Raw genomic sequence first — 25,866 nt, 5'->3', positions numbered from 1 at the left:
TCCCGAGACCCGGAACCGCCAAGGCGCGGCCCTGGCGGCGCGTAGAAATTTCACCGCTGGGATGCGGCCCCCCCGTTCCCCGCGAAGGATCCCATCAGCCGTGCCGCAGGGTCAAGCAGCAATCCGGGGCGGTCCGGCCGCCGAACGCACTTCACACAACGTAGCGCAGTCTAGCGGTGTGATTCCCGGAAACCGTACCCCCCCAAGCGGGGGGATTGCTGTCGCCCGGTCCAGCCCCGAGCATTGCAGCGCATAACCGACTGGACGGCGCCGGAGCCGGGACCCCGATGAACGGGAAACCCGGCCGCTGGATGCGCCGGCCGGCAGGAGGAAAACTGCGAAACGGCCGTTCCGCGGCCGCGTCCCTTGGCGCGGCGCACCGGGAAGGCGTGTCCGCCCCCACCCGCCTCCTGCCGATCCAGATCAGTTCACGCCATCGCCGGCGCGCCAGACGGCGCGGGGGCGACCGTTCGAACCGAAGTACGGATAACCGTCAGGAGGAATCCCACCCATGAGTCTGTCCCTCGCTCCCAACGAAAACACCCCCAACGACAACGGAAGCGGACTTACGATCGCCGATTTTCATGCACGTATTGATGCGTTGCTGCCTTTGATAGAAGAGAAGGCGAACGAGGCCGAGGAACTCGGGCACATGAGCGACGAAGTGGTCGCCGCGATGCGTGAAGCCGGCATCTACACGATGATGTTCCCGAAGGCCGTCGGCGGGGCGGAGGTCACTCCCTTCGAGGCGCTGACCGTCTTCGAGCGCGTGTCCTACGCGCATGCCTCGGCCGGCTGGTGCTCCATGGGCAACAATGTGGAAGGCCTGACGATGGCCATCTACATCGAAGACGAAGGCATCGACACGGTCTTCAAGAACGGTCCGGACATCACCATCGCCGGCAATGGCGTGCCACGCGGCTTCGCCCGCCCGGTCGACGGCGGCTACATGATCAAGGGCAACTGGGCCTACGGCAGCGGCATTCATCACGCCGAATGGATCCACACCGGCTGCTTCATCACCGACGAAGCCGGCAGCATGGTGTTCAAGCCGAACGGCCAGCCCAAGATCATCATCTGCCACCACCCGCGCTCGACCATCAAGCTGCTCGGCAACTGGGACGTGCTCGGCCTGCGCGCCACCGGTAGCTTCGACTACACGATCGCGGACGCCGAGGAGCTCTTCGTTCCGCGCTACATGACCTACGACTTCGATATCGGCGCGCCGCTGCGTGGCGGTCCCCAGGGTGGGCTCGGCCTCGCCGGTTTCACCGCGTTGGGCCATACCTGCTGGGCGCTCGGCGTCGGGCGCAGGATGCTCGACGAACTGGTCAAGGTGATGGTCCAGCGCACCGATGCGTTCGGCAAGTCGGCGGACAGCCCGAGCTTCAGGTTCCAGTTCGCGCAAGCCGAGGCCAAGTTCCGGGCCGCTCACGCGATGGTCTACGAGACCTGGCGGAACGTGTCGGATACCTGCGTCGCCGGCGAATTGCCGACGCAGCATCAGATGACGATGGTGAAGCTGTCACTTCGCCACATCCATGACGTCATCTCCGATGTCGCCACCTTCGCCCACCGGTCTGCCCGCGGCGCGTCGCTGCACAAGACGCCGATGCAGCGCTTCTACCGCGACGTCCACTCCGGCACCCAGCACATCCTGATGGCCGACCAGATCTTCGAGGAATGCGGCCGCGCCCTCCTGGGTCTGACCGATCCGGACGCGCAGTGGACCGTGTTCGGCGTGGCCGACTGAGATCGTGCCTTCGGACATGAACCGCCGGGTCGCGACCGGCGACGGGTGCGTCGTCGGTTTCTGCGGCACAAGCTGGCGACCGGCGAAGGCGCGTGCCCTCGTCGAGGCGGTCGCCGGCGACCTCGCTTCGCGCCACGGGATCGGGCTTGACATCCTCGATCTCGTGGACGCGGGCCCCGGCCTCGGGGCCTTCTCGCGCGACGACCTGGGCGCGGAAGCGCTTCGGGTCGTCGAGGCGATCGAAGCCGCCGACGCTCTGGTGATTGGCGCTCCCGTCTTCCAGGGATCGTATCCGGGGCTCTTCAAGCACGTCTTCGATCTGGTGCGGCCGGATGCGCTGAAGAACCGGCCCGTCCTGCTGACCGCCTGCGGCGGCGGCCTGCGCCATTCGCTGATGGTGGAACACCAGCTCCGCCCGCTGTTCGGCTTCTTCGAAGCCAGCACCGTATCGACCGCGGTTTATGCGGGCGCCGCGGAATTCACGGATGGGCGGCTCGTCTCACCGGCGGTGCATGCCCGCATCGTCGACGCCGCCGACCAGTTCGCCGCCCACCTGAAGAGCCGAAGCGCCGTGGCGGCGTGACACGCAACACCCAAGGAAACCAAAACCATGAGCGAAAGCGAACCGAACGCGGCCCCGGACATGAGCGGCTTCGACCGCAAGACCTATAATATCAACGGAGTCGAAACCGTCGTCCTGTCGATCGGCAGCGGGCCGGCCCTGGTGTTCCTGCACGGCACGGGCACCTTCACCGGATTCGAGGTGGCGCGGCAGTGGGCGGCGACGCACACGGTGCTGATCCCCTATCACCCGGGGTTCGGCGAGTCTGGCGACGACCCGTCGCTGACGTCGATCGAGGACTATGTCCTGCACTACGCCGACCTGTTCGACGCGTTGGACCTGTCGGGTTTCGACCTCGCCGGGTTCTCCCTCGGCGGTTGGATCGCGGCGGAGTTCGCCATCCGACAGCCGGAGCGGATCCGGCGCCTTGTGCTTGTCGGGCCCGCGGGCCTGGTCGATGAGGAGACCCCGGCGCCGGATCTTTTCTCGATCGCGCCGCCGGAGCTGCCGGCCTATCTGGCCCACGACCCGGCTGCGGCGCTGAAGTATTTTCCGGCGGCGCCGGATCCCGATTTCAACGCCCGTCTCGGCCGCGAGGTCGGTGCGGTCGCGACGATCCTCGGCGGCAATCCGCAGGGCAATCCCAAACTCGCCCGGTGGGCGCACCGGATCGCGATGCCGACCCTGCTGCTGTGGGGCGCGGAGGACCGGTTGCGGCCCGCCGGCCAGAGCCGGACCTGGCTGACGCTGCTGCCCGACGCACGTCTCGAACTCGTCCCCGCGACCGGACATCTCGTGTTCGAGGAGACGCCGGCCGCCGGCCGGATCGTCACAGACTTCCTGGCCGGTTGAACCGGCGCCTATCAGCGCGGTCCGGATGACCGGGCCCAATCAAACGGAGGAGTGTCCACCATGATCGAAATGCCCGCCGGGATAACGGCTGCCGAAGATGCCTTCGACGACACCGTCTGGGAGATCCTCGGGCAGACCTACAGCCTCAAGCAGGTGTCGCCGGATTCGATGGCCTGGCATGCCAAGTTTCCGCCCGGCACCTTCGTGCCGCCGCACGTCCACCCGACGCAGGACGAGTTCGTCTACGTGCTGTCCGGCCGCTACGACCTCTGGCTCGACGGCAAGGAGTTCGTCGCCAACGCCGGAGACCTCGTCCGCATGCCGAAGGGACTTGCGCACGGCATCTTCAACAAGTCCGATGCCGATGCGACGAGCCTGTTCTGGGTCGCGCCGACGCGGTCGCTGAAGGAATTGTTCGAACGCATCCACAACGTGCCGGATCCCGCCGAGGTCGTCCGGATCGCAGCCGAACACGAGGTCGATTTCCTGCCGCCGCCCGCGTGATAGGGGTGAAATGAACCGGAAGGGGCCTGTCGGACCGGCCGGAGCCGGTCGCGGGAGACATCCGGTGTCGGCTCGTGTCCCGAGGCGGTCTCTTCCGCCATGTCTATCCGATCCCGTCGGCCTCCTCCAGATCCCGGCAGGGCCCGCCGATGTCTGCCCGATGCGTGGCGTCTCCGAACCGAGCTTCTGCGAAGACAAGGGCCAGGTCCGGTGGCATGGATGGGCCTGATGCCCGGCCTGATACGAGAGGCGTCGCAGAAAGGCGCCGGACTGCGGCGGCCGGCCTGTCCCCCGCTAGAAGCGCAGCGACCGCAGACCCACCGTCCGATCGACCAGGGCGATGGCGGCGAACGTGACGACGATACTGATCGATGCGATGGCCGCGGCGGTCGGGTCGAAGTTCCAGCGAAGATAGTCGAACAGCTCGAGCGGCAGGGTATTGCGCCCGATCGGCTTCAACAGCAGCGAGATGTTGAAGATGTCGAACGAGATCACGAAGGAGAACATGCAGCCGGTGATCAGGCCCGGCTTGATGCCCGGCAGCGTCACGCGCCGGAACGTCATCCATTTCGACGCGCCGAGGCTGCGCGCGGCTTCTTCCTGTGACCTGTCGAAGTTGAACAGGGCCGAGGAAACATTCAGGAAGACGTAGGGAAAGGTGACGACGGTGTGGCCGATCTGGATGGCGATCGAATGGTCGGTGCCGGTGCCCACCTCGTAGAAGAAGAACAGGAGCGCGATCGCCGTGAGGATTTCGGGGATCAGCAGCGGTCCGGTCATGAAGGTTCGCAACGGATCCTTCCATCGTCCCGCATGGCGCGCGACATAGAGGGCGGCGAGCGTGCCAAGCGTTCCACTGACAATCGTCGAGACGGCGGCCAGCCGGATCGAGTAGAGGATCGCATCGACGATGCGGTCGTTCGTGAACAGCGCACCGAACCAGCGCAGCGAGACGCCTTCGAGCGGGAACGCCAGGAACTCGCCGGAGTTGAGCGAGAGCATGACGACCAGAACGATCGGAGACATCAGGAAGACATAGATGGCCCCGACGAGGACGAGGAACGCATAGTCCCATACGCCCCGCGTGCCGATCCCGCCGCGACGGCTCATGGCAGCCTCCGCATCATCCGCGCCGTCATCCGGTAGAACAGGACGACGGCGAGCAGCATGGTCGCCGCCATGATCAGGGCCAAGGCGGCGCCGGCCGGCCAGCGGAAATTGTCGACCAGATACTGGACGACAAGGACCGACATCGTGCGTCCGCCGGTGCCGCCCAGCATCGCCGGCGTGACGTAGGCGCTCATCGACAGGACGAAGACCAGGACGGCGCCGGCCTGGATGCCGGGCAGGCTCAGCGGCAGTGTCACCTTCAGAAAGGTCTTCATCCGCGACGCGCCGAGGGATCGCGAGGCCGCCGCGAGATCGGGGCTGATGGCCTGCAGGTTGCCGAGCAGCGGCAGGATGACGAACGGCAGGAACACGTGGGTCAGCGCGATGGTGACGCCGAGCGAGTTGTTCATGAGCTGGAGCGGGAAATCGATGAGGCCCAGCGCACGCAGCGTCTGGTTCGCCACCCCGTTGTTGGACAGGATGATCATCCAGGCGAAGGTGCGCACGACGAGTCCGACGAGCAGCGGCGAGAGGACGAAGATGTAAAGCAGGCTGTTCCACCACGACCGGGAGTAGGCGAGGTGGTAGGCGACGGGATAGCCGAGCAATAGCGCCAGCGTCGTCACGACCAGGCCGATCAGCACCGTTTTGCCGAGAATTCCCAGGATATAGGTGTCCGTCAGCGCGTTGGTGTAGTGCGACAGCGTCAGCCCTTCCCCGTAGACCGCGCTGGTCGAGGCCTCGTGCAGGCTCATCGAAACGATGGACAGGTAGGGCAGCACGAAGAAGACGCCGAGAAGAACGAGCGCCGGCAGGATCTGCCAGGCGGGCCCGACGGATCGCCGGCCGCCGGTCGCCGCGTTCGCCGTTCGCGCGCTCATGCCGCGATCAGCCAGGTGTCGCCGGGAGCGAAGCAGACCGAGATATCGCTGCCGGGGGCTACGGGCTGTTTGCCGCTGACGTCGATCACCATGGTTTCGTCCTGCCCGACGTCTATCGTCAGCTGTTGGGCATTGCCCTGATAGACACTCTTGCGCACCGCGCCCTGCATGATGTTCTCGTCGTCGCCGCGAGGCTCCGTACGGATGTTCTCCGGACGGATCATCACGTGCACCGACTGGCCGCTGGCGAGGCCTTCCGGGCCGGTCGCCGCCATGCGGCCGCGGCTGGTTTCCACGACATAGCCGTTTCCGCCCAGCGCCGACGCGACATTCGCCTCGATCGTGTTGGACCGGCCGATGAACCGGGCGACCGCGATCGAGGTCGGGCGCTCGTAGATGTCGCGCGGCGTGCCGCTCTGGGCGATCTCGCCGGCCTGCATCACGACGATCATGTCCGACATCACGATCGCTTCGGACTGGTCGTGCGTGACATAGACGCTGGTAATACCGACACGCTGCTGCAGATCGCGGATGAAGAACCGCATTTCGTCGCGCAGGGAGGCGTCGAGATTGGCGAGCGGTTCGTCGAGAAGGAGTACCGACGGCTCGATGACGAGGGCGCGCGCCAAGGCGACGCGCTGCTGCTGGCCGCCGGAGAGCTCGCGGGGGAAGCGCCCGCCGAACCCTTCGAGCCGCACCATCGCAAGCACGTCGGCGACGCGTCGACGACGGTCGGCGGGCGGGACCTTCCGTGCCTCGAGCCCGAAGCCGATATTCTCCTCGACGGTCATGTGCGGAAACAGCGCGTAGGACTGGAACACCATTCCGACGTCGCGATGCTCGGGCTCGACGCGGGTGACGTCCCGCGTGTTGAACAGAATCCGGCCGCTGTCGGGCACCTCGAAGCCGGCGATGCAGCGCAACGTCGTGGTCTTGCCGCAGCCGCTCGGGCCCAGCAGGGAAACGAACTTCCCTTCCTCCAGGAAGATCGAGATGTCTTTCAGGATGTGCTGGTCGCCGTAGTGCTTGTGTAAATGGTCAATCGTAAGCGCGGACATGTCTGGCCTCACCCGGTAGTCGAATGCCCCGGGCGGCGTGGCCACCCGGGGTGCGTCGGTTCTGGCCGACGTCAGGCCATTTCGCGGTTCCAGCGATCGGCGATTTCCGCCGCCTTGCTGACGTAGCTGTTCCAGTCGAAGCTCCTGATCTCCGACATGCGCGGCCCGACGATCGGCAGCCGCTTGGCCAGCTCGCCGTCGATCTGTGCGTCCTTGTTGCTCGGCGATGTGTAGAAGGCCTCGGCCATCTGCTGCTGCACCGCCGGGTCGACGATGTAGTTCAGATATTGATGGGCCTCTTCCTTCTCGGAACCGGTCTTGACGAGATTGAAGGACTGCTCGAAGGCGACGACACCTTCCTTCGGCGCGACGATGTCCACGGGCGCGCCCTTGTCCTGCAGCACCATGATTTCGGTCCAGTCGACCGGCGCGACGACGTAGTCGCCGCGGATCAGCCCGGCGGCAACCTCGCCGCTCCAGGACGCCTGCGTGAACGGCAGCAGTTCCTTAAACTTCGCGAAGGCGACGTCATAGTCGTCGTCCGAGCCCCCGTAGATTTCCGCGATCAGCCGGAGCATGAGTACGGCGCCGGTATTGCCGATCTGGTATAGGCCGATCTTGCCCTTGAACTCCGGGTTGTCCCAGAGATCCGTCCAGGAGGTCGGCGGCGTCTTCACGAGATCGGTGCGGTAGGCCAGGCCGATCGGCGAGATGATGCCGCGCACGCCGTTGATGTCCGGGTTGACGAACTGCGGATAGACGTTGGCGACGTTGGGAACCTTCGCGGCGTCGAAGGGCTCGAAGAAGCCTTCCGCCCGCAGCACGGCGGCGATGTTCTCGTTGCCCATGAAGATGCTGTAGGGCGATGCGTCGCCGCCGGCGCGGATCTTGGCGACGAAGTCCTTGCCAAGCCCGACATCGAGGCGCGGCTCCGTTCCGGTCGCTGCGGTGAATCCTGGAACAAGTGTTTCCTGCCAGAACTTAGCCCAGAGGCCGCCATATGTCGGTATAACGAACTGGGAGGCGGCCGTGGCACGGAACGGTAGGCCAGCAGCGGCGAGTGCGGCCCCGCCGGCGGCCAGGAAGCCGCGCCGGGTAAGGTTAGGGTGTGCGATCTTCATCTGTCCTGTTCCCGTTCTTGATTGTTACGTTTGGCTGGTGGCATTCGGCTCTGCCAGCAACAGCAAAACGCTTGCACTTTTTGAACATAAGGTCAATCTAATATTGTAATATAGAAATATGCATATAAAGTGGTCGGTATCTCGGGTGGAATGATGGAAAATCGCGCAACGAAGACTGACAGGTTCGCAGAGCGCACAAGCCTTGCGCGCCACGTTGCTGGCACCCTGCAGGACGAGATCGTCGAGGGACGGCTGTCCGTCTCGGAGCGGCTGCCCTCCGAGGCCGAACTGGCGGAGCGGTTCGACGTATCGCAGCCGACGGTCAGGGAGGCCCTCAAGATCCTGGCCGCAAAAAAGCTGATCCGGTCGAAACGGGGGCCGAACGGGGGCGTCTTCGTCAACGCGCCGTCGATCTCGGTGGCCAGCCAGATGCTGCAGGAGATCACGACCTGGTTCGTGGGCCTTGGCGTCTTCGACCTCAAGGAAATCGTCGAGACGCGCCTGCTTATCGGACGGATCTGCGTGCGTCTCGCCGCCGAACGTGCGACCGAGGACGATCTCGCCGTGATGGAGGACACTCTCGCGGCGTTTGCGGAAGCCGGACTGTCCGACGAGGATTTCTGCCGCCTCGACGTCGCCTTCCATCACGCCATAGCGCAGGCGACCGGAAACAACGAGATCCGGTTTATCATGCTCGTGGTCAACGACTCGCTCATTCCGGCCACGAACATGATCTCCTTCGCGTTCCGCGAGCGGGACCGCGTCGTCGGTATGCACGCCGATATCCTGTCGGCATTGCGCGCGAAAGACGTTGACGCCGCGGTGACGGCGTTCGAGGGGCTGATCGCCTACCAGTCGAAGGTCTACGACAAGGCGCTCGCCGCGCGCGAAAAGGCGGCGTCCAGCCAAGCCACCCGGTAAGATGACCCTGTTCGCCGACAACCTGGTTCTTCGCATCGACGACGATGCGGAGGGCGACCGACGCTGTCGCAGCTCGCTCGATCTGCCGTCCGACCTGCCGGACGTCTTCGACCGGCTGGAGCAATGGGCGCGCTCGATCCCCAGCCGACCCCTGCTGACCGAGCCATCGCGGGGTGGTCGCAAGGTTCTGACCTACGCCGATGCGCTGCGTGCCGCCGAGGTCGTCCAGGCGCGGCTTGCGAATGAACACGGCCTTTCCGCCGGTTGCCGACTGGCAAGCCTCGTGCCGGCCGGTAGCGACGCTCTGGCCCTGAAGCTTGCCTGTCTGCGGGCGGGTATCGTCCATATCGCCCTGCCGCCATTCCCCTTTCGGGAGGGGAAGCCGAACGAGACCGGCGACTATCTGCTCGCGACGGGCCGGCCGGACATGATCGTGGCACCGGACGATCATCCCGCGATATCCGGTATCGGGGCTGTCCCGGTTTCCAGTCTTACGGTGGCGATGGCCGAGGCGAGCGGCGAACGGTCGGCGCGGGTGACAACCAAGTCCTCGGACTGGGCCGAGATCTTCTTCACGTCCGGCAGCACCGGACAGCCGAAGGGAGTGCCGATCACCCGGGGCATGATCGCTTCCAATCAGGTCGCCTATTCGCTTCTCTGGCCGTTCCTGGCCGCGGAGCCGCCGGTCGTCCTCGACTGGCTGCCGTGGCACCATGTCTTCGGTGGGCTCGACAACATCTACAAGGTCATCTGGCATGGCGGCACGATGCACGTGGACGTACCGCCGTCGCCCGCGACGATCCGGGAGACCGTGCGTCTGCTCGGGGAACTCGGCGCGACCCTGTACATCGCCGTGCCGCGCGGCCTGAAGGATCTGATGGACTGCCTCGAGAAAGACGAGGCCGCCGCTGCCCGGGCCGCTCGCCGGCTGAGGGCGATCTATTTCGCGGGTGCGGGTATAGACCAGGGGCTCTGGGCCCGGCTGCGCGCATTCTGCGACGGCCTCGGCACGGTCGAGATCCTGTCCGGCTATGGCGCGACCGAAGCCGCGTCCACGATCTGCCTGTGCCCCGGCCCGCTCGAACGTCCCGGGGAGCTCGGTCATCCGTTACCCGGCTATACGGTCCGGCTCGTCGAAACGGACGGCCGGAGCGAGCTGCGCATCAAAGGCCCGAACGTCGCCCCGGGCTATCTCGGTCCGGACGGACTGAGACCGCTGCCGTGTGACGAACGGGGTTTCTACCGAACCGGCGACGCGGCGGTCCTGCATCGGCGTGGCGACGCACAGGAGGTATTGCTGTTCGACGGGCGGCTTTCCGAAGACTTCAAGCTGTCGAGTGGTGTGAAAGTGCGGGTGGGGATGCTACGCGCGGCGCTGCTCGCCCGCTGTGCGCCGCGCGCGGACGATGTCGTGATCGCCGGGGAAAACGCCGACGAGCTGGTCGCGCTAGTCTTTCCCGCCGCCCCACATGCCGCGGATCCGGATCTGATCGAGCGGATCGCCCATGCCCTCGGCGCCTGGAATGCCGAGAACCCGTCCGGGTCTACCGCGATCGCCCGTTTCGCGATCGCGGCGAGCGGTGCGGACAGGGAGGCCGGCGAGGTCTCCGACAAGGGGCAGATCGTGCAGAGCCGCTATCTGCGCAATCATGCCGATACGTTCGCGCGGCTTCTTGCGGGGGACGGGCACGCGCCGGCGGCGGCGCGCAGCCCCGGATAGTCTCGCCGTGGCGTCAGTCGAGATCGCGAAACGGCTTTTCGCGCATCGCGAGGAAATCCTTCAACGGCATCTCCTTCAGCATCCGCATCCAACGACGACCTTCTTCGCTGGCATGCAGGATGGCCGTCGTCTCGCGGTTGTAGCTCCACGAACTCGGCAGACCCGCGGTTTCCTGATGGTGGTTGAGCGCGGCCTTGGCGAACTTAATCGCCGATCCAGGCATGCGAGCGCACTTGCGCGCGAGCTTCTCGGCTTCTTCCGTCAGGCGGTCGGCGGGCACGGCGCGGTTGACGAGGTGGATGCGTTCGGCCTCGCGTCCGTCGATCATGTCGCCGGTGTACATCAGATAGCGCGCGTGCGGCATCGGCACGGTCCACGGCAGCATCAGGGTCGGCGGTGCCGAAACGTGGCGTACCTCGGGCTCTCCGAGCTTGGCGTCCTCGGCCGCGATCGTCATGTCGCAGCACAGCATCAGCTCCAGTCCGCCGGCGAGCGCGTAGCCGTTCACCGCGGCGATGATCGGAATCGGCGCCTCGCGAATGAGCTGCATGCGCCGCATGTTGGCGCCGATGTCCTCGCGCCACCCTTCCGCGTCGAGGTCGAAGTCCTCGCCCTCGAGATCGAACCCGGCGGAAAAGGCGCGGCCGGCGCCGGTAAGGATCACGGCACGCACGTCGGGGTCGGCCACCGCGCGCTTGACGGCAGCCTCGAGCGCGTCGCCGAGCGCCTGGTTCATGGCGTTCATCTTGTCGGGGCGGTTCATCGTCAGGGTAACGAACGCGTCTTCGTCATCCTTGTTCCACAGCAAGATCTCGTCGCTCATTCGTCGCTTCTCCTGTCTTTCCTCTGCACGCCGACGGACGGCGCAACGGCGCCGCTTGGTTTCCCCGCGTGCCGGCAGGACACGAAGCCATACGGCCATGCGGCAGAAAAAGCCATGCTTGTGATATTGAAATATCGAATTAGCGCGCGCGCCGTCTGGCACTGCCCCGCTGTTCGCCGCCAACCGAAAGACGCGGGCGCAGCGCGCTTCGAGCCGAGGACTTGAAAGACATGGGGGCAACCCATTCCGAACGCTGCGGTGAACTGCTTTCGATGCTGTCGGGCCGGCTGTCCGCCGGCACGGTGGTTGCCGGACCGGACGTCGGTCCGCAGTACGCGCGCGACGCCACGGCCACACCGGGCCTGCGTCCGGAACTCGTCCTGCGGCCGGGAACGGCCGAAGAGGTCGCCGCAATCCTCAAGGCCTGCGACGAGTTGAGACAGCCGGTCGTGGTGCAGGGCGGGCGAACCGGTCTTGCGGGCGCCGCGAGGCCGCTCGCCGGTGAGGTCGCCCTCTCGCTCGAAAGGCTGACCCGGATCGAACCGCCCGATCCCGACGCGATGTCGATCGTCGCCGAGGCGGGTGCGACGATGCAGGGGGTGCAGGACGCCGCCGATACCGCCGGGCTGTACTTCGGCGTCGATATAGGTGCGCGCGGCACGGCAACGGTCGGCGGCAATCTCGCCACGAATGCCGGCGGCATCCGCGTCCTGCGATACGGGATGTATCGCGCGCAACTCCTGGGCCTCGAGGCCGTTCTGGCCGACGGCGCCATCCTCGGTTCGATGCGTGGGCTTCAGAAGGACAACACGGGATACGATCTCGGGCAGCTTCTCGTCGGCAGCGAGGGGACGCTCGGCGTCATCACCCGCGCCTGCCTGCGCCTCTTCCCGAAGCCGGAAACGGCGACCAATGCCTTTTGCGCCGCGGTTTCGGTCGACGCTGCGATCACGTTGCTCCACCGCCTCAGGCAACGGCTCGGACCGTTCCTGTCTGCCTACGAGGTCATCCTGGGCGATCTCTACGGTCCGGTTTCGGAAATCCTCGGGGCCGCCGCCCCGATGCCGGCAACCGCTCCGATCTACGTGCTCGCCGAGATGCAGGGCAACAATCCCGACGGCGACCGTGATCTGTTCCAGGACGCGCTGATGGCGGCAGTCGAGGAGGGGCTGCTGTGCGATGTCGTCGTCTCGCAGTCGGGTCGCGATTATGCGGGACTTTGGGGCGTGCGGGAGACGTGCAGCGAGTTCCTGTTCGCGCTGGGTGGCGCAAGCGGCTTCGACGTCAGCGTGCCGGTCCGACGGATGACCGCGTTTCTCGATGCGGCCGGTGTAGCGCTGGCAAGGGTGGACCCGCAGGCGCAAGCGTACGTGTTCGGCCATCTGGGTGACGGCAATCTCCACTACATCGTTCGCACCGACCGTCACGGGCCGGTTGCCGACACGGTCCTGTCGTGCACTGCCGCGCACGGCGGCAGCGTCTCGGCCGAACACGGTATCGGGATCGACAAGAGACCCTGGCTCCGCCTCGTTCGCAGCGAGGCCGAGATCGACGCGATGCGTCGGATCAAGCGGGCGCTCGATCCCAACCTGATCCTGAACAGGGGCCGGGTGTTCGAGACGCTGCTTTCCGCGTAGGCGCGCCGGGGCGCGCCAGTGACACGTCGGTTCGAGGCGTTCCGCTCCGTCGTTCGGCGATGAAGCACCCTCGGTACCACTGCCGCGGAGGCGGGCTTCGGACGGGTACGGCGAGGGGTGGAGGCCGGCGATCCTGCAACGCGGCCAAGATTGGCTGTCCCGGTGCCCCTGGAGGCACATCGCGGTCGCGATGGAGCGTGCGGTCCGATCGACGCTCGGCGGCGAACCCTATAGTCCGGCGCACATCTTATTGAGCAACGTCTTCAGCCGCTTCAGCTCGTTCTCCGACAGGCCGGTGGAGATGAACTCCCCAATCCTGTTGCCGTGTTCGGTCAGATGGGCGGCCAGTTCCTTGCCCTCGGGCGAGAGGTAGGCGCTGCGCGATCGCTTGTCCCTCGGATTGACCTTCACCTGAACCAGCCCGCGCCGGGAGAGCCGGGTGATCATTGAAGCAAGCGTCGGCATGTCGATCGAGGTGAAGTCCGACAGGGCGCTGAATGACGTGCCGGGAAACCTGTGGATTGTCGTCAGGACGGCGAACTGCGTCGTCGTGAGATTCTCGATCTCAAGCACATGCGCGACATACCGGTTGAACCGGCTTACCGCGACCTGGTTCGTTGTCCGCAGGAGGAAGCCGATATTCTCCCGCAGGTCGTATTCCGCGACATCATCGAGGCGCGTATCGCCTTCGGGGGTCTCCGGCGGCCGGCTTTCCCGATGCGCGTCGAGGGATTCCGTCATCGCCCTATCACTTCCGGTTTCTACGAATAAGTTCGTCTACGTCATAGTATGTGGTGCGGTACGAGGGTGCAACCAGCATAAGTATCTAATCGGTTTGCGATTCTCGCTCTCGATTTGCAATTTTTAGTTCGTGTACGAAATAATATTTGACTTGAGTCCGTGTCCGCCCCTAGCCTGATCCCGCAAGCAGGAGGGAGGGCTGAGATGGACGCATTCTCTGCGAAACGGAGTGGTCAGACCGGGATGGACATCGTCCCGGAGAATACCGCGGTCCTGATCGTCGACATGTTGCGGGATTTCTGCGACCCGGCCGGCGCGATGCCGCTGGGCGGCGCGGACCGGCTCTATCCGATCCAGAATGGGATCGTGTCGACGGCGCGGTCGGCGGGCGCGATGATCGGCTGGGTCGTGGACGCCCATCGCCCGGGCCTGCGTCGGGACCGTGAATTCCTCAAGCGCACGCCGCATTGCATCGAAGGCACCGCCGGAGTCGATGTGATGCCCCAGCTCGACCGGCAGCCCGAAGACTTCACCTTCCTCAAGCGTCGTTTCAGCGCGTTCTTCGCGACCGACCTCGACCTGACGCTCAAGGACAACCTGATCGACACCGTGATCGTCTTCGGCGTCGTCACCAATATCTGCGTCCGGTCCACCGTCCACGACGCGTTTTTCAACGGCTACCGGGTGATCGTTCCGCACGATGCCTGTGCCGCGACCGGGCCGCGGGAACAGGCTTCGTCGCTCTACGATATCGCAACCCATTTCGGCACCGTCACCGATGCCGCGGCCGTACAAGCCGCATTCCGGGACGGGGCCCTGATCACTTCTCTTCCCGAATTCGAGACGAACTGAACATAACATCAAGGGAGAACGGACATGAACAGCAAGGCCAAGGGACTAACCCGCCGCGACGCTCTGGCGCTTGGCGGTGCGGCCGCGGTGGCGCTCGCGACGCCGGCGCTGGCACAGAGCGCCCCCATCCGGGTGGGCGTGCTGCAGCCGATGACGGGCGGACTCGACGCGTTGGGCGCGCAGGGTACCAACGGCGCGATGATGGCGCTTCTCGATGCCAACGAGGCTGGCGGTGTGAACGGCCGGATGTTCGAGATCGTGAGGGCCGATACGGCCACCGATCCGAAGACCAGCGTGGAGCGGGCGAACGACCTCATCCGGCGCGAGAAGGTCTCGGCCATCATCGGGCCGGTGACCAGCGCCAACCGCGACGCGATGCGGCCGACCATCGAGCGGGCGAAGATGCCGCTGCTCTACGCGACCGACTACGAAGGCGGCGTCTGCTCGCGCTACATCACCTGCTATAGCGCGCTGCCCGACCACTGGGTCGTGCCGATCGTCAAGTTCGCTAAAGAGAACATCGGCGACAGCTTCTATCTCGTCGGCTCGGACTACATCTGGCCGCGCAAGATGAACGAGGCATTCGTCGGCGAAGTCGGCAAGCTCGGCGGCACGGTCGCCGGCGAGGAATACACCCCGTGGGGCGCGAAGGACTACACCGCGACGCTCCGCAAGATCCGCGACGCCGGCGTGAAGACGGTGGTGGTCACGATCGCGGGCGCCGATGCGGTGACCTTCGTCAAGCAGTTCTTCGCCGCCGGGATGAACAAAGATATCCGGATGATCTTCTTCGGGTTCTCCGAGAATTACCTGGCCGGCCTGTCGGCCGAGGAAAGCGACGGGATCATCGCGCCGACGAACTTCACCTCGTCGCTGACGTCGGACGATGCCGAGCAGCTGAAGAAACTGGTCGGCGCGCGGTTCGGCGACGATGCCATCGTCAGCAACACGGTCGATGCGCACTGGACCCTGACGCGGATGTATATCGAGGCGATCCGGCGGGCCGGCGGCGACGACAAGGAAGCCGTGACCGACGCGATGGTCGATCAGCTCATCCGTTCTGGCAATGGCGAGGTCTTTCTGCGCCCCAGCGACCGGCACACGGATCTGAACGTGCTGATCGTCGAGGCCCGGGGCGGGAAGATGGAGACGCTGGCCGATCTCGGCCGGATCTCCGCCGCGAACCAGTGCGGATGAGCGGTGGCTGCACCTAGACCCCTACTGAGTGTGCAGGGGCTGGCCAAGCGCTTCGGCGGCGTGGTCGCTCTGGCGGATATCTCCTTCGAGATAGAAGCCGGGTCCCTGCACACGATCCTCGGACCGAACGGCTGCGGTAAGACGACCCTGTTCAACCTGATCGACGGGTCGCTGAAGCCGACGGCCGGGCAGATCGTCTTCGATGGCGAGCGGATCGACGGCGAGGCGCCGCACCGGATCGCCCGTCGCGGAATTGCCCGCAAGTTCCAGGTGCCAGGGGTCTTCAGCGAGCTTTCCGTCGCGCAGAACCTGGAAATCGCACTGGCGCGGATCGGGGGCGGATATTCGGTATCGGCGCTCGTCACGGCGCGTCCGGACCGAGACCGGCGCGACGAACTGGCCGAACTCGCCGGCCTGACCGACAAGCTGGGATACAAGGTCTCCGAGATCGCCCATGGCGAACGCCAGCGGCTGGAGATCGCGATGCTTCTGGCCGGAGACGTCCGGCTTCTGTTGCTCGACGAGCCAACGGCCGGCATGTCGGTCACGGAAACCGAATCCATTGCCCATCTCGCGCGCCGGCTGTCGGAGGAGCGCAAGCTGGCGGTGCTGGCGGTCGAGCACGACCTCAGTTTCGTGCGCGCCCTCGGCGCGCCGGTGCTGGTCGCAAACGAGGGGCGGATCATCGCTCGCGGCGACTATGAGGAAATCCGAAAGGACCCGCGGGTGATCCAGTCCTATCTCGGGATGGCTGCCGATGCTTGAGATCAAGGATCTTTGTGCCGGCTATCCCAGCGGTGGCCGCGTGCTCGAGAATCTCAGCCTCTCGGTGCCCCAGGGGTCCATCGTCGCGGTGCTGGGCCGCAACGGCATGGGCAAGACCACGCTGTTGCGCACGATCTGCGGGCTGATCCGCAGCAGCGACGGGGAAATCAGGCTCAATGGCACCGACATCGCCGGAAAGCATGCCTATCAGCGGGCGCGGCTGGGGGTCGGGTTCGTCCCCCAGGGGCGCGAGGTCTTCGGGGAATTCACCGTCGCCGAGAACCTGACCGCAGGGCGTATCGCGAAGCCGGGTTTCTCGGGGGGAGTTCCCGCCCACCTGCTCGAGATGTTTCCGATCCTGGCCGAGCGGGCGAAACAGAAGGCGGGCAGTCTTTCGGGCGGACAGCAGCAGCAACTGGCGATCGCGCGCGCCCTGGCCGGCGAACCTCGCCTGTTGCTGCTGGATGAGCCGTCCGAGGGCATACAGCCTTCGATCGTCGCGGACATCGCCGCGAAGCTGCGGGACATCGTCGGCTCGACCGGGCTGACCGTGCTCATGGCCGAGCAGAACCTCGAAATGGTCGCCGCCTGCGCCGACACGGTCGCCTTCATCGACCACGGCGCGATCAAGGAAAGCGGGATCGACGCCGCCGGTATCCGCTCGGACCACGAGCGGCACGCGAAGTACCTCTCGATCTGAAGGGGCACGCAGTGGAATTCATCCTCGACACACTCAACTACTTCTCGGTCCTGATGCTGGTCGTCCTGGGGCTGGTGGTGATCTTCGGGCTCATGAACGTCATCAACATGGCCCATGGCGAGTTCCTGCTGATCGGCGCCTATACGGTGGTCGCGGCAACCGGCGCGGGGCTCAATTTCTGGGTCGGGCTGCTGCTGGCCCCGTTGGTTGCCGCGCTGGTCGGGCTCATCGTCGAAGTGCTGGTGGTCCAGCGGATCTATCACCGCTTCCTCGACACCATCCTGGCCACATGGGGCATTTCGCTCGTGCTGAAGCAATCGGTCATTCTGATCTTCGGCCCGACGGCGCAAAGCGTGTCCAATCCTCTGCCCGGGTCGATGTCGGTGTTCGGCGTCGACTATCCGCGCATGCGCCTGGTGATCATCGTCGCCGCGATATCCCTGTCGGTCGCGCTCTACCTCGCGCTGTTCCGCAGCAATATCGGCCTGAAGCTGCGTACGGTCATCGCCGACCGGGACATCGCCGCCGCGCTCGGCCTGAACACCCGCGCGATGGATCGGGCGACCTTCAGCCTCGGCGTCGCGCTGGCCGGCTTCGCCGGCGCGATCATGGCGCCGGTGATGAGCGTCGATCCGCAGATGGGCGTCGGTTTCCTGATCCCGTCCTTCCTGGCGATCCTCCTCGGCGGCGTGAATTCGCTGATCGGCGCGGTCGTCGGCGTCGGCGCGATCTCGGGAGCCACCAACTTCATCAGCGTCTGGCTGTCGCAGGCCGACACACAGATCATCGTGTTTCTTCTGGCGATGGTGGTCATCCGGTTCTTCCCCGAAGGCATCCTCAAAGGGAGGAAGAAATGACCGCGGTGCGCCGTCACGGGCTCTTTCTCACGGTCGCGATCTGGCTTCTTCTACTGCTGGCGGGGCTGGTCGTCGACGAATGGGTGCTGGCCCTTCTCGCGACCTACTTCGCCTACGGGATCTTCGCCATGGGCCTCAGCCTGATCTGGGGGCAGGCCGGTGTGCTGAGCTTCGGACAGGCGATCTTCTTCGGTGCCGGCGCCTACAGTTTCGCGCTGGTCACCCTGGGAATGCTGCCGTGGTTGGGCGATTCCATCGCCATGGGGTTCCTCCTGGCGCTGGCGGTGCCGACGCTGCTGTCGGGCCTCGTCGCATGGGTGACGTTTGCCGGCCGCGGCCTTTCGGGCGCGCATTTCGCCATCGTCACGCTCTGCGCCGCCGCCGTTGCCGAAACCGCCGTGACGCGGGCCGACTTCCTGGGCGGCTACAACGGGCTTTTCGGTGTTCCGCCGATGATGATCGGTGGGGAAATGCTCGAAGTGAGCGCGCAGTACTTCATCATGCTCCTGGTGGCTCTGGGCGTATTCGCCGTGCTGAGCCTGATCATCCGGTCGCCCTACGGGACGCTTCTGCAGGCGATCCGCGAAGATGAAAACCGAGTGGCCCATCTGGGCTACGACACCAGGTGGCTGAAGTCGGTCGCCTTCATCATCGCAGGCGCCCTGTCGGGTCTGGCCGGCGCCCTTTTCGCGATGCAGTTCGGCTTCGTCTCGCCGTCGCTCGTCGGCTTCGCGCTCAGCACCCAGGTGCTGATCTGGGTGGCGGTCGGCGGCCGCTCGGTGCTGATGGCCGCCTTTCTCGGCGCACTCATCGTCCCGGGAGCCGAGAATACCCTGTCGAACATCCTGGGCGATATCTGGCTGCTGCTGATCGGTGCGTTGTTCGTGTTGGCCGTCGTTGCGTCGCGCAACGGTGTTCTCGGCGCGCTCCTGCGGCTGCCCGACCCTGCGCGGTTCGGCAGAAACGCCGGTTCCGAAACTCAGAAAGGCTAGAGGTCATGGCAAAGGTCCAACCACGCAAGATCCTGATCGCCGTCGAGGAGATCTACCACGAAGGCGGTCCGGTCGCGGAAACACCGCTTTTGCGCGGGGCGATCATGGCGGTGATCAAGAACCCGTTCGCCGGACGCTACGAGCCGGACATCCAGTGGTTCATGGAAGACCTTAAGCCCCTGGGCCGGGAGATGGCCTCTCGCCTGGTCGAGCGGCTTGGTGGCGCTGAGGCCATCGAAGCGTATGGCAAGGCGGCCCTGATCGGCGAGAACGGCGAGTTGGAGCATGGCGCGCTTTGGCATGCCCCCGGCGGCTATGCGATGCGCGAGACCCTGGGCGATGCCAAGGCGATCGTTCCCTCGTCGAAGAAGGTCGTGGGGGTCGGCGGGCGCCTCGACGTACCCGTCACCCACATCAACGCGTCATACGTGCGCAGCCACTTCGACTCCATGGAGGTGTCGATCAACGACGCGCCGCGGGCGGACGAGATGGCGCTGGTGCTGGTGATGACCACCGGCCCGCGGATTCACTCCCGCTCGGGCGGGCTCGAGGCATGGGACATCAAGGGAGAGGACGGACTGAAATGAAGGTCAGGATTCGCAAGATCGCCATACATGTCGAGGAAACCCATATCGAGATGGGGCGCGAAATCTCCCCTCCCACGCGCAAGGCCGTTGCCGCGGCGGTGATCGCAAATCCCTTCGCCGGCGCCTATCAGGAAGATCTCTCGGAGCTGATGGACATCGGTGCCGAGCTCGGAGAGCTTCTGGGCAACCGCTGCGTCGCGGCGCTGGGGATTAAGCCGTCCGAGGCGGAGAGCTTCGGCAAGGCCGCGATGGTCGGCGAAGCCGGAGAGCTGGAGCACGCGGCCGCCATCCTGCATCCGAAACTTGGCGCACCGCTGCGCAAGGCCGTGGAGAAGGGAGCGTCGCTGGTTCCCTCGTCGAAGAAGATGGGCAGCCCGGGACAGGTGCTCGACGTGCCGCTGGGCCACAAGGATGCCGCCTATGTCCGCAGCCATTTCGACGGGGTCGAGATTTCGCTCAACGATGCGCCGCGCGCGGGGGAGATCCTGGTCGCCGTCGCCGTAGCCGACAGCGGTCGCCCGCTGCCCCGCGTCGGCGGCCTCACCGCGGCCGAAGCCGAGGGCAAGGACGGGTTGCGCTGAGCCAGGAAGCCAAGAAAACACCCATGACCGATACACCGACCAAACTCGTCATCCGCAATATTGGCCTGATCCTTTCGGGCAAGCTGGAAGAGCCGATCCATGATGGCGATTGCCTGATCGCCATCGACGGCCGGATCAGCGCCTGGGGGTACGAAAAGGACCTCGACACCGAGGGCGCGACCACGGTGATCGACGCCAATGGCGTCGCCCTGTGCCCGGGTCTGATCGACAGTCACGTTCATCCCGTCGTCGGCGACTACACGCCGCGCCAGCATCAGTTGCACTGGATCGACAGCACGCTGCATGGTGGCGTCACCACGATGATCTCGGCCGGAGAGGTCCACATGCCGGGCCGTCCGAAGGACATCGTCGGGCTGAAGGCCATGGCGATCGCGGCGCAGCGCTGGTACGAGAATTTCCGGCCCTCCGGCGTCAAGGTGCTGGCCGGGGCGCCGGTCATCGAGCAGGGCATGGTCGAGGAGGATTTCCGCGATCTCGCGGACGCCGGGGTCAAGCTGATGGGCGAGGTCGGGCTCGGCAGCGTCAAGGACGGCAAGACCGCCCGACAGATGGTCGAATGGGCCCGGCAGTACGGAATTCAGAGCACGATCCACACCGGCGGGCCGTCGATTCCCGGTTCCGGCCTGATCGACGCGGATATGGTGCTCGAGACCGGCACCGACGTTGTCGGCCATATCAATGGCGGCCACACTGCGCTGCCCGATGACCAGATCACCTGCCTGTGCGAGAAATGCAGTGCCGGCCTGGAAATCGTCCATAACGGCAATGAACGCGCCGCCGTACTGACCCTGAACACCGCGCGCGAGCTGGATAAGCTCGATCAGATCATTCTGGGCACGGACGGGCCGGCGGGCTCCGGCGTTCAGCCGCTCGGCATCCTGCGGATGGTGGCGATGCTGTCGGCCTTCGGCAACGTGCCCGCCGAAAAGGCAATCTGTTTCGCGACGGGCAACACCGCGCGCATGCGCGACCTGGACGTCGGATTGATCGAAGAGGGTAAGTCGGCGGATTTCGTCTTGATGGACAAGGCCCAGCACGCGCCGGGCAAGGACATGCTTGAATCGATACGGGAAGGCAACCTTCCCGGTATCGGCATGACCGTCATCGATGGAATCGTCCGAAGCGAACGGAGCCGGAATACGCCTCCGGCCGCGCGATTGCCGTTCGTCGTGGATTGAAACCAGGTCATTCCTGGGGACGCTTGAGCCGGCACCGGCAATCGAGGAGCCCGTATCCAGGGGCCCGTAGCGTCCTGGTCCGCCGGCTGTAAGCGACGATGTCGGGCGGCGGGCATCGATCCTGTGATCCCCACCAAACCGACCGGGCGGTTCAACGCCCGGTCGACAGGGGCAGATGGCGGCTATGCAGCCGCCTCGATAGCCTCAGGCGCGAAGGTGCGCCAGGTCGGGGCCGATCTCGGCCAGGGTCTTGCGCACCGCGGCGAGGGTCTCGTCCACCACGTCCTCGGTATGCTCGGTGCAGAGGAACCAGGCACCGCGTTCCAGCGCGCGCACGCCGTTGCCCAGGAGGGCGGCGGTGAAGTGGCGATAGGCCGCTCGATCAACCTTGGCCAGGCCGCGGTAGTTCTCGGCGGGCTCCGTCAACCCGAGCGCGACGGTGAAGATCTGCGGATAGCCCGTGACGGTCGCGGGCAGGCCGGCCTCCGCGAACGCTTCGGCGATCCCGTTCATCAGCCGCGTCCCGTTGCGTTCCATCGCCTCGAAAGTCTCGCTCTGTACGAGCCTGTCCATGGTTGCGATCGCCGCGGCCATGGCGACGGGCTGCGCGTTGTAGGTACCGCCGTGCATGATGTGGCCGGTCGACAGCTGGTCCATGATCTCGGCACGGCCCGCCACGGCAGCGACGGTGAAACCGTTGGCCATGGCCTTGGCGAAGGTGGCCAGGTCCGGCGTGACGCCGAGGCGCTTCTGAGCGCCGCCCGGGCCGACGCGGAAACCGGTGATGACCTCGTCGAATATCAGAATAGTGCCGTGCTTCGTGCAGGCTTCGCGGACGGCCTCCAGATAGCCGGGCTTCGCGAAAATGCCACCGCTGTTGCACATGGTGGCTTCCATGATGACCGCCGCCACGTCGCCCTTGGCGATGCGGGAAACGATCTGCTCCTCCTGGTTCCAGGAGAGGACTTCCAGGTTCTCTCCGGCGGCCGGGTCCTGCCCGGCGCTGGCGCGGTACTTCGTCGGGTTTTCCTCGGGGCCGACCTCGTCGAAGGGGGTGCCGTTGCTCCAGAGAACGGAGTCGAGCCAGCCGTGGTAGTGACCCTCGAACTTGATGACGGTCAGCCGCTCGGTCACGGCACGGGCGAGGCGCAGCGCCAGCTGGACGGCCTCCGATCCACTGCCGGCGAACCGCACGCGCTCGGCGCACGGAACCATCGCGCTCACCCGGTGCGCGGCTTCGTACTCCAGCTCGCTCTGTCCACCGTAGAGCAGGCCCTTGTCGAGCTGGCCGTGGGCGGCGGCGATCACGTCGGCCGGGCTGTGGCCCAGGATCATCGGACCGAGCGCGAGGTAGTAGTCGATCAGCCGGTTGCCGTCGATGTCATGGAGATAGGGGCCCTCGCCACGCTCGAAGACCAGCGGCGTCGGCGCGACGCCGAGGCGGAAGTTGCTGTTGACGCCGCCCGGCACGATGGTCGCGGCCTCGCGGACACGCGCTTCGGAACGGGAGAAAGTGAAGTTGCTCATCATCAGGCTTTCAGTTTGAGTTCGGATGAGAATGGTTAGGCGCGCCGGCGCGCGGCTGCGGTCTGGTCGAGCAGGTCGCGGTTCACCAGGTCCCGGGAGTCGCCTTCCTGCAGATACCCGAGCGCGACCACGGCTGATTTCCGGCGCAGGTCGATCAGGCTGGACGGGCTGTAGAAGGCAGCATGCGGCGTCAGGACGAGGCGGTCGCGAATCGGGCTGTCGGGCGCCCGCCACGCAGCCACCAGCTTGCTGTCGGGAGACGGGGGCTCCTGTTCCAGCACGTCGAGGCCGGCCGCGGCGACATGGCCGGACAGGAGCGCGTCCGCCAGCGCATCGAGATCGACCGACGGGCCCCGCCCGGTATTGATGAGGATGGCTTCCGGTTTCATCTTCGCGAACGTCGCCGCGTTCATGATGTGCCGCGTCTCCTCGGTCAGCGGCGTATGGAGCGAGACGATGTCGGCGGCGGCCAGCAGGTCGTCCAACGTCGCGCACCGCTCCAGCCCGACGGCGAGTTCGGTGCCCGTGGGCTTATAGGGATCGAAGAAGATCACGCGCATGCCGAGCGCCTTGGCGCGAAGGGCCGTCGCTGTTCCGATCCGGCCGAGACCGACGACCCCGAAGGTCTGGGTCGACAGCCGCCGCACCGAGGGGGCCGTGTCGAAGCGCCAGCCGGCCAGGGGATCGGCTTCGATGGCGCGGTTGTAGAAGGTGATGCCGCGCAGGAACGCCAGCGTCAGCGCGATGGCATGGTCGGCGACATCGGTGGTGCCGTAATCCGGCGTGTTGCACACCGCGATGCCGCGCTCGCCGGCCGCCTGAAGGTCGATATTGTCGAACCCGACACCGGCGCGCACGACGACGCGGCACTTCGACATCCGGTCCAGAACGGCGGCCGTGACCGCGACCTCATGGTAGCAGACGAGGCCCGACGCCCCCGCCCAGACATCGTCCGGGATCGAGGCCGTGTCCGCGGGCAGGTAGGCGCGGACGCCGAACGCGCTGCCATAGACCTCCGCCTCGATATCCGCGGGCAGCGGAAACTGGGCATCAGGGTGCAGTATGTACTCAGACATTATTAGCCGTACTCCAGGGGATCAGCGGATCAGCCCCGCGACACGCGGTAGCCAAAGAGAGATGAATGGCACGTAGGTGATGATCGCCAGCGCCAGGATCTTCACCACGAAGAAGGGCATGAGGGCGCGGGCGATCGCTCCTATCGGCCGCTCCGTAACCGAAGAGATCACGAAAAGGTTCGTGCCGATGGGGGGCGTGTTCAGCCCCACCATCAGATTGACGATGACGATGATGGCGAAGTGGATCGGGTCTATGCCGAAAGCGACGGCGGCCGGCTGCAGGATCGGCACGAAGATCAGGATCGCCGGCACCGTATCGACGAAGCAGCCGACGACGATCAGGAACAGGTTGACCGCGATCAGGAAAACGATCGGGTTGTCGGTCAGCGTCATGAACATTTCGCGGGCGGCGTTGGGCACGTTCTCGATGGCGAGGAACCATGCGAACAGGCTCGATGTGCCGACGACGATCATCACCGTTGCCGTGGTCACGGCGCTTTCGCGAAAGACCTCGTAGAGGGTCGAGAAGCTGGTGCTCCGATAGAACACGACGTTGAGGAAGACCGCGTAGGCGACCAGAACGGCGGCAGCCTCGGTGGTGGTGAAGACGCCACCGCGCACCCCGCCCACGACGATGAAGGGCGCCATCAGGACGGGCAGCGTTTCCACGGTGACGCGAAGGATCGACTTGTCACGGTTTCGCGGGACCGGGGGCGGCGCGATGCGATTGGCGGACACGAAGATGTAGAGCGCCAGCAGGCAGATGATCAGTAATCCCGGAAGGATGCCGGCGAAAAACAGGGCGCCGATGGATAGCTTCGTCGGGATTGCATAGATCACCATGATAATGCTGGGCGGGATAATCGGCGCGACGATGGCGCCGGATATGGTCAGCGCGGCGGCGAAGTCGGGGGAATAGCCGCGTTCGCGCATCATCGGCGTCATGACGGAACCGAGGGCGGCGGTGTCGGCGGTCGCCGACCCCGAAAGCCCCGCCATCATCATGTTGGCGAGAATGTTCACGTAGGCGAGCCCGGCGCGCACGCCGCCGACCAGCAAATCGACGAATTCGACGAGCCGCCGGATGACGCCGCCGGCAACCAGCAGGTTCCCGGCGAGGATGAAAAGGGGCAGCGCCAGCAGGCCGTAGCTGTTCATTCCGGCGAACATGCGTTGCGCGGAAATGGGAGCGTTGCCGATCCCCGTGAGCAACAGCCCGGCGAAGGCGATGAACCCGACGGCGAAGGCGATCGGAGTCTCGACGGCCAGGAGGACCGCCAGCAGAAGCAGGATGAGTCCGACTGTCACGGGTTGGCGCTTCCAGCGTTTTGGTCCCGGCCGTCCATCTCCGTGCCGAACAGGAGCTGCTTCGCGGAAACGGCGACGGCCACCAGCGACATGGCGCAGGACACCGGGATGATCAGATAGGGAATGGCCATTGGCAGGCGAAGCGCCGTCGAGGGCTGGTTCCAGGCCGCGGCAGCCAGCAGGAAGCCGCCATAGCCGATGTAGGCCAGGAACATTGCGACGGCGAGCAGCCCGCATGCGCGCAGCAGCCTCAGGGCGAGCGGCCGTTTGTCCAGCCACTGGATGCGGATGTGGGCCTGTTCGCCGAAGGCGCGATACATTCCGAAGAAGGAAATCCCGACCAGCAGGAACTGCGAAAGTTCCTCCGGCCAGGCAAGCGGTGCATGCAGCAAGTAGCGGAGCGCGACCTGTACCACGAGGACCGTTGCGATAACTGTGAGCGACAGTACGAGCGCCGCATCGACAACGCGATCGATGGTTCGAAACATGGATGCCTGCGCCTCATCTGTGCCCCGGTCCGGCCGCAGGCCGGACCGGGTGAA

Annotated in this window: 26 protein-coding genes; 16 read left to right on the top strand and 10 right to left on the bottom strand. The window is 65.6% G+C overall.

The features are described from left to right. The first annotated feature begins 511 nt into the window (after nt 1-511). The 4 genes from ACSF9G_RS22165 to ACSF9G_RS22150 are packed head-to-tail and all read left to right on the top strand — an operon-like array spanning nt 512 to nt 3,671. On the top strand, nt 512-1,753 hold the full coding sequence (locus ACSF9G_RS22165) for an acyl-CoA dehydrogenase family protein (protein ID WP_436644329.1): 1,242 nt from the start codon (nt 512-514) through the stop codon (nt 1,751-1,753). Nucleotides 1,754-1,769: 16 nt separating this feature from the next. Continuing rightward, nucleotides 1,770-2,336, top strand: a complete 567-nt coding sequence (locus ACSF9G_RS22160; RefSeq protein WP_436644328.1) for an NAD(P)H-dependent oxidoreductase — start codon at nt 1,770-1,772, stop codon at nt 2,334-2,336. A 27-nt stretch (nt 2,337-2,363) separates the two neighbouring features. Continuing rightward, nucleotides 2,364-3,167 carry an alpha/beta fold hydrolase gene (locus tag ACSF9G_RS22155; protein ID WP_436644327.1) on the top strand — a complete coding sequence of 268 codons (804 nt, stop codon included), beginning with the start codon at nt 2,364-2,366 and terminating at the stop codon, nt 3,165-3,167. Nucleotides 3,168-3,227: 60 nt separating this feature from the next. Then, nucleotides 3,228-3,671, top strand: a complete 444-nt coding sequence (locus tag ACSF9G_RS22150; protein ID WP_436644326.1) for a cupin domain-containing protein — start codon at nt 3,228-3,230, stop codon at nt 3,669-3,671. Nucleotides 3,672-3,965: 294 nt separating this feature from the next. Here the strand turns inward: ACSF9G_RS22150 and ACSF9G_RS22145 are convergent, their stop codons facing one another. The 4 genes from ACSF9G_RS22145 to ACSF9G_RS22130 all read right to left on the bottom strand — a co-directional run bounded on the left by ACSF9G_RS22145 (nt 3,966) and on the right by ACSF9G_RS22130 (nt 7,841). After that, nucleotides 3,966-4,781 (bottom strand): ABC transporter permease, encoded by an 816-nt coding sequence (locus ACSF9G_RS22145; protein ID WP_436644325.1) that lies wholly within the window; start codon nt 4,779-4,781, stop codon nt 3,966-3,968. Next, a complete protein-coding gene (locus ACSF9G_RS22140; protein WP_436644324.1) occupies nt 4,778-5,662 on the bottom strand; it encodes an ABC transporter permease in 885 nt (294 codons plus the stop codon). The genes ACSF9G_RS22145 and ACSF9G_RS22140 overlap by 4 nt, the downstream gene beginning before the upstream one ends. After that, a complete protein-coding gene (locus ACSF9G_RS22135) occupies nt 5,659-6,720 on the bottom strand; it encodes an ABC transporter ATP-binding protein (RefSeq protein WP_436644323.1) in 1,062 nt (353 codons plus the stop codon). Before ACSF9G_RS22135 ends, ACSF9G_RS22140 begins: the two co-directional genes overlap by 4 nt. 71 nt (nt 6,721-6,791) lie before the next feature. Next, nucleotides 6,792-7,841, bottom strand: coding sequence for an ABC transporter substrate-binding protein (locus ACSF9G_RS22130; RefSeq protein WP_436644322.1), 1,050 nt, complete (start codon nt 7,839-7,841; stop codon nt 6,792-6,794). 153 nt (nt 7,842-7,994) lie between these two features. Here ACSF9G_RS22130 and ACSF9G_RS22125 point away from each other — a divergent pair, with 153 nt between their 5' ends. Both ACSF9G_RS22125 and ACSF9G_RS22120 read left to right on the top strand, forming a co-directional pair. Then, nucleotides 7,995-8,762, top strand: coding sequence for a FadR/GntR family transcriptional regulator (locus tag ACSF9G_RS22125; RefSeq protein ID WP_436644321.1), 768 nt, complete (start codon nt 7,995-7,997; stop codon nt 8,760-8,762). A 1-nt stretch (nt 8,763) separates the two neighbouring features. Further along, nucleotides 8,764-10,482: an AMP-binding protein gene (locus tag ACSF9G_RS22120; RefSeq protein ID WP_436644320.1), complete on the top strand. Its 1,719-nt coding sequence runs from the start codon at nt 8,764-8,766 to the stop codon at nt 10,480-10,482. Between the two features lie 13 nt (nt 10,483-10,495). Here the strand turns inward: ACSF9G_RS22120 and ACSF9G_RS22115 are convergent, their stop codons facing one another. Then, entirely contained in the window at nt 10,496-11,305 is an 810-nt protein-coding gene (locus ACSF9G_RS22115; RefSeq protein WP_436644319.1) for an enoyl-CoA hydratase/isomerase family protein, read from the bottom strand. Nucleotides 11,306-11,535: 230 nt separating this feature from the next. Between ACSF9G_RS22115 and ACSF9G_RS22110 the strand changes: the two genes are divergently transcribed. Next, nucleotides 11,536-12,942 (top strand): FAD-binding oxidoreductase, encoded by a 1,407-nt coding sequence (locus ACSF9G_RS22110; RefSeq protein ID WP_436644318.1) that lies wholly within the window; start codon nt 11,536-11,538, stop codon nt 12,940-12,942. Between the two features lie 228 nt (nt 12,943-13,170). Here the strand turns inward: ACSF9G_RS22110 and ACSF9G_RS22105 are convergent, their stop codons facing one another. Continuing rightward, a complete protein-coding gene (locus tag ACSF9G_RS22105; RefSeq protein WP_436644317.1) occupies nt 13,171-13,683 on the bottom strand; it encodes a MarR family winged helix-turn-helix transcriptional regulator in 513 nt (170 codons plus the stop codon). A 204-nt stretch (nt 13,684-13,887) separates the two neighbouring features. Here ACSF9G_RS22105 and ACSF9G_RS22100 point away from each other — a divergent pair, with 204 nt between their 5' ends. From ACSF9G_RS22100 to ACSF9G_RS22060, 9 genes are read left to right on the top strand one after another with little or no spacing between them, the layout of a single operon-like run. Further along, complete coding sequence (locus ACSF9G_RS22100; protein ID WP_436644316.1) at nt 13,888-14,535, top strand: cysteine hydrolase family protein; 648 nt, start codon at nt 13,888-13,890, stop codon at nt 14,533-14,535. Nucleotides 14,536-14,559: 24 nt separating this feature from the next. Further along, complete coding sequence (locus ACSF9G_RS22095; protein WP_436644315.1) at nt 14,560-15,732, top strand: substrate-binding protein; 1,173 nt, start codon at nt 14,560-14,562, stop codon at nt 15,730-15,732. A 3-nt stretch (nt 15,733-15,735) separates the two neighbouring features. Beyond that, nucleotides 15,736-16,497, top strand: coding sequence for an ABC transporter ATP-binding protein (locus tag ACSF9G_RS22090; protein ID WP_436644314.1), 762 nt, complete (start codon nt 15,736-15,738; stop codon nt 16,495-16,497). After that, on the top strand, nt 16,490-17,197 hold the full coding sequence (locus ACSF9G_RS22085) for an ABC transporter ATP-binding protein (RefSeq protein WP_436644313.1): 708 nt from the start codon (nt 16,490-16,492) through the stop codon (nt 17,195-17,197). Before ACSF9G_RS22090 ends, ACSF9G_RS22085 begins: the two co-directional genes overlap by 8 nt. A gap of 11 nt (nt 17,198-17,208) precedes the next feature. Then, on the top strand, nt 17,209-18,054 hold the full coding sequence (locus tag ACSF9G_RS22080; RefSeq protein WP_436644312.1) for a branched-chain amino acid ABC transporter permease: 846 nt from the start codon (nt 17,209-17,211) through the stop codon (nt 18,052-18,054). Further along, entirely contained in the window at nt 18,051-19,046 is a 996-nt protein-coding gene (locus ACSF9G_RS22075; RefSeq protein ID WP_436644311.1) for a branched-chain amino acid ABC transporter permease, read from the top strand. The genes ACSF9G_RS22080 and ACSF9G_RS22075 overlap by 4 nt, the downstream gene beginning before the upstream one ends. 5 nt (nt 19,047-19,051) lie before the next feature. After that, nucleotides 19,052-19,633, top strand: coding sequence for an amino acid synthesis family protein (locus tag ACSF9G_RS22070; protein ID WP_261617322.1), 582 nt, complete (start codon nt 19,052-19,054; stop codon nt 19,631-19,633). Continuing rightward, entirely contained in the window at nt 19,630-20,214 is a 585-nt protein-coding gene (locus ACSF9G_RS22065; protein ID WP_436644310.1) for an amino acid synthesis family protein, read from the top strand. Before ACSF9G_RS22070 ends, ACSF9G_RS22065 begins: the two co-directional genes overlap by 4 nt. A 23-nt stretch (nt 20,215-20,237) precedes the next feature. Continuing rightward, a complete protein-coding gene (locus ACSF9G_RS22060) occupies nt 20,238-21,413 on the top strand; it encodes an amidohydrolase family protein (RefSeq protein ID WP_436644309.1) in 1,176 nt (391 codons plus the stop codon). Between the two features lie 204 nt (nt 21,414-21,617). Here the strand turns inward: ACSF9G_RS22060 and ACSF9G_RS22055 are convergent, their stop codons facing one another. The 4 genes from ACSF9G_RS22055 to ACSF9G_RS22040 are packed head-to-tail and all read right to left on the bottom strand — an operon-like array spanning nt 21,618 to nt 25,812. After that, complete coding sequence (locus ACSF9G_RS22055; RefSeq protein WP_436644308.1) at nt 21,618-22,940, bottom strand: aspartate aminotransferase family protein; 1,323 nt, start codon at nt 22,938-22,940, stop codon at nt 21,618-21,620. Nucleotides 22,941-22,975: 35 nt separating this feature from the next. After that, on the bottom strand, nt 22,976-24,016 hold the full coding sequence (locus tag ACSF9G_RS22050) for a C-terminal binding protein (RefSeq protein ID WP_436644307.1): 1,041 nt from the start codon (nt 24,014-24,016) through the stop codon (nt 22,976-22,978). Nucleotides 24,017-24,037: 21 nt separating this feature from the next. After that, nucleotides 24,038-25,324, bottom strand: a complete 1,287-nt coding sequence (locus ACSF9G_RS22045) for a TRAP transporter large permease (protein WP_436644306.1) — start codon at nt 25,322-25,324, stop codon at nt 24,038-24,040. Continuing rightward, a complete protein-coding gene (locus ACSF9G_RS22040) occupies nt 25,321-25,812 on the bottom strand; it encodes a TRAP transporter small permease (protein ID WP_436644305.1) in 492 nt (163 codons plus the stop codon). Before ACSF9G_RS22040 ends, ACSF9G_RS22045 begins: the two co-directional genes overlap by 4 nt. Nucleotides 25,813-25,866: the final 54 nt, after the last annotated feature.

The organism is Microbaculum mangrovi (assembly GCF_051390635.1).
Taxonomy (GTDB): Bacteria; Pseudomonadota; Alphaproteobacteria; order Rhizobiales; family Tepidamorphaceae; genus Microbaculum.
This window is presented reverse-complemented; position numbering and strand designations above follow the sequence as displayed.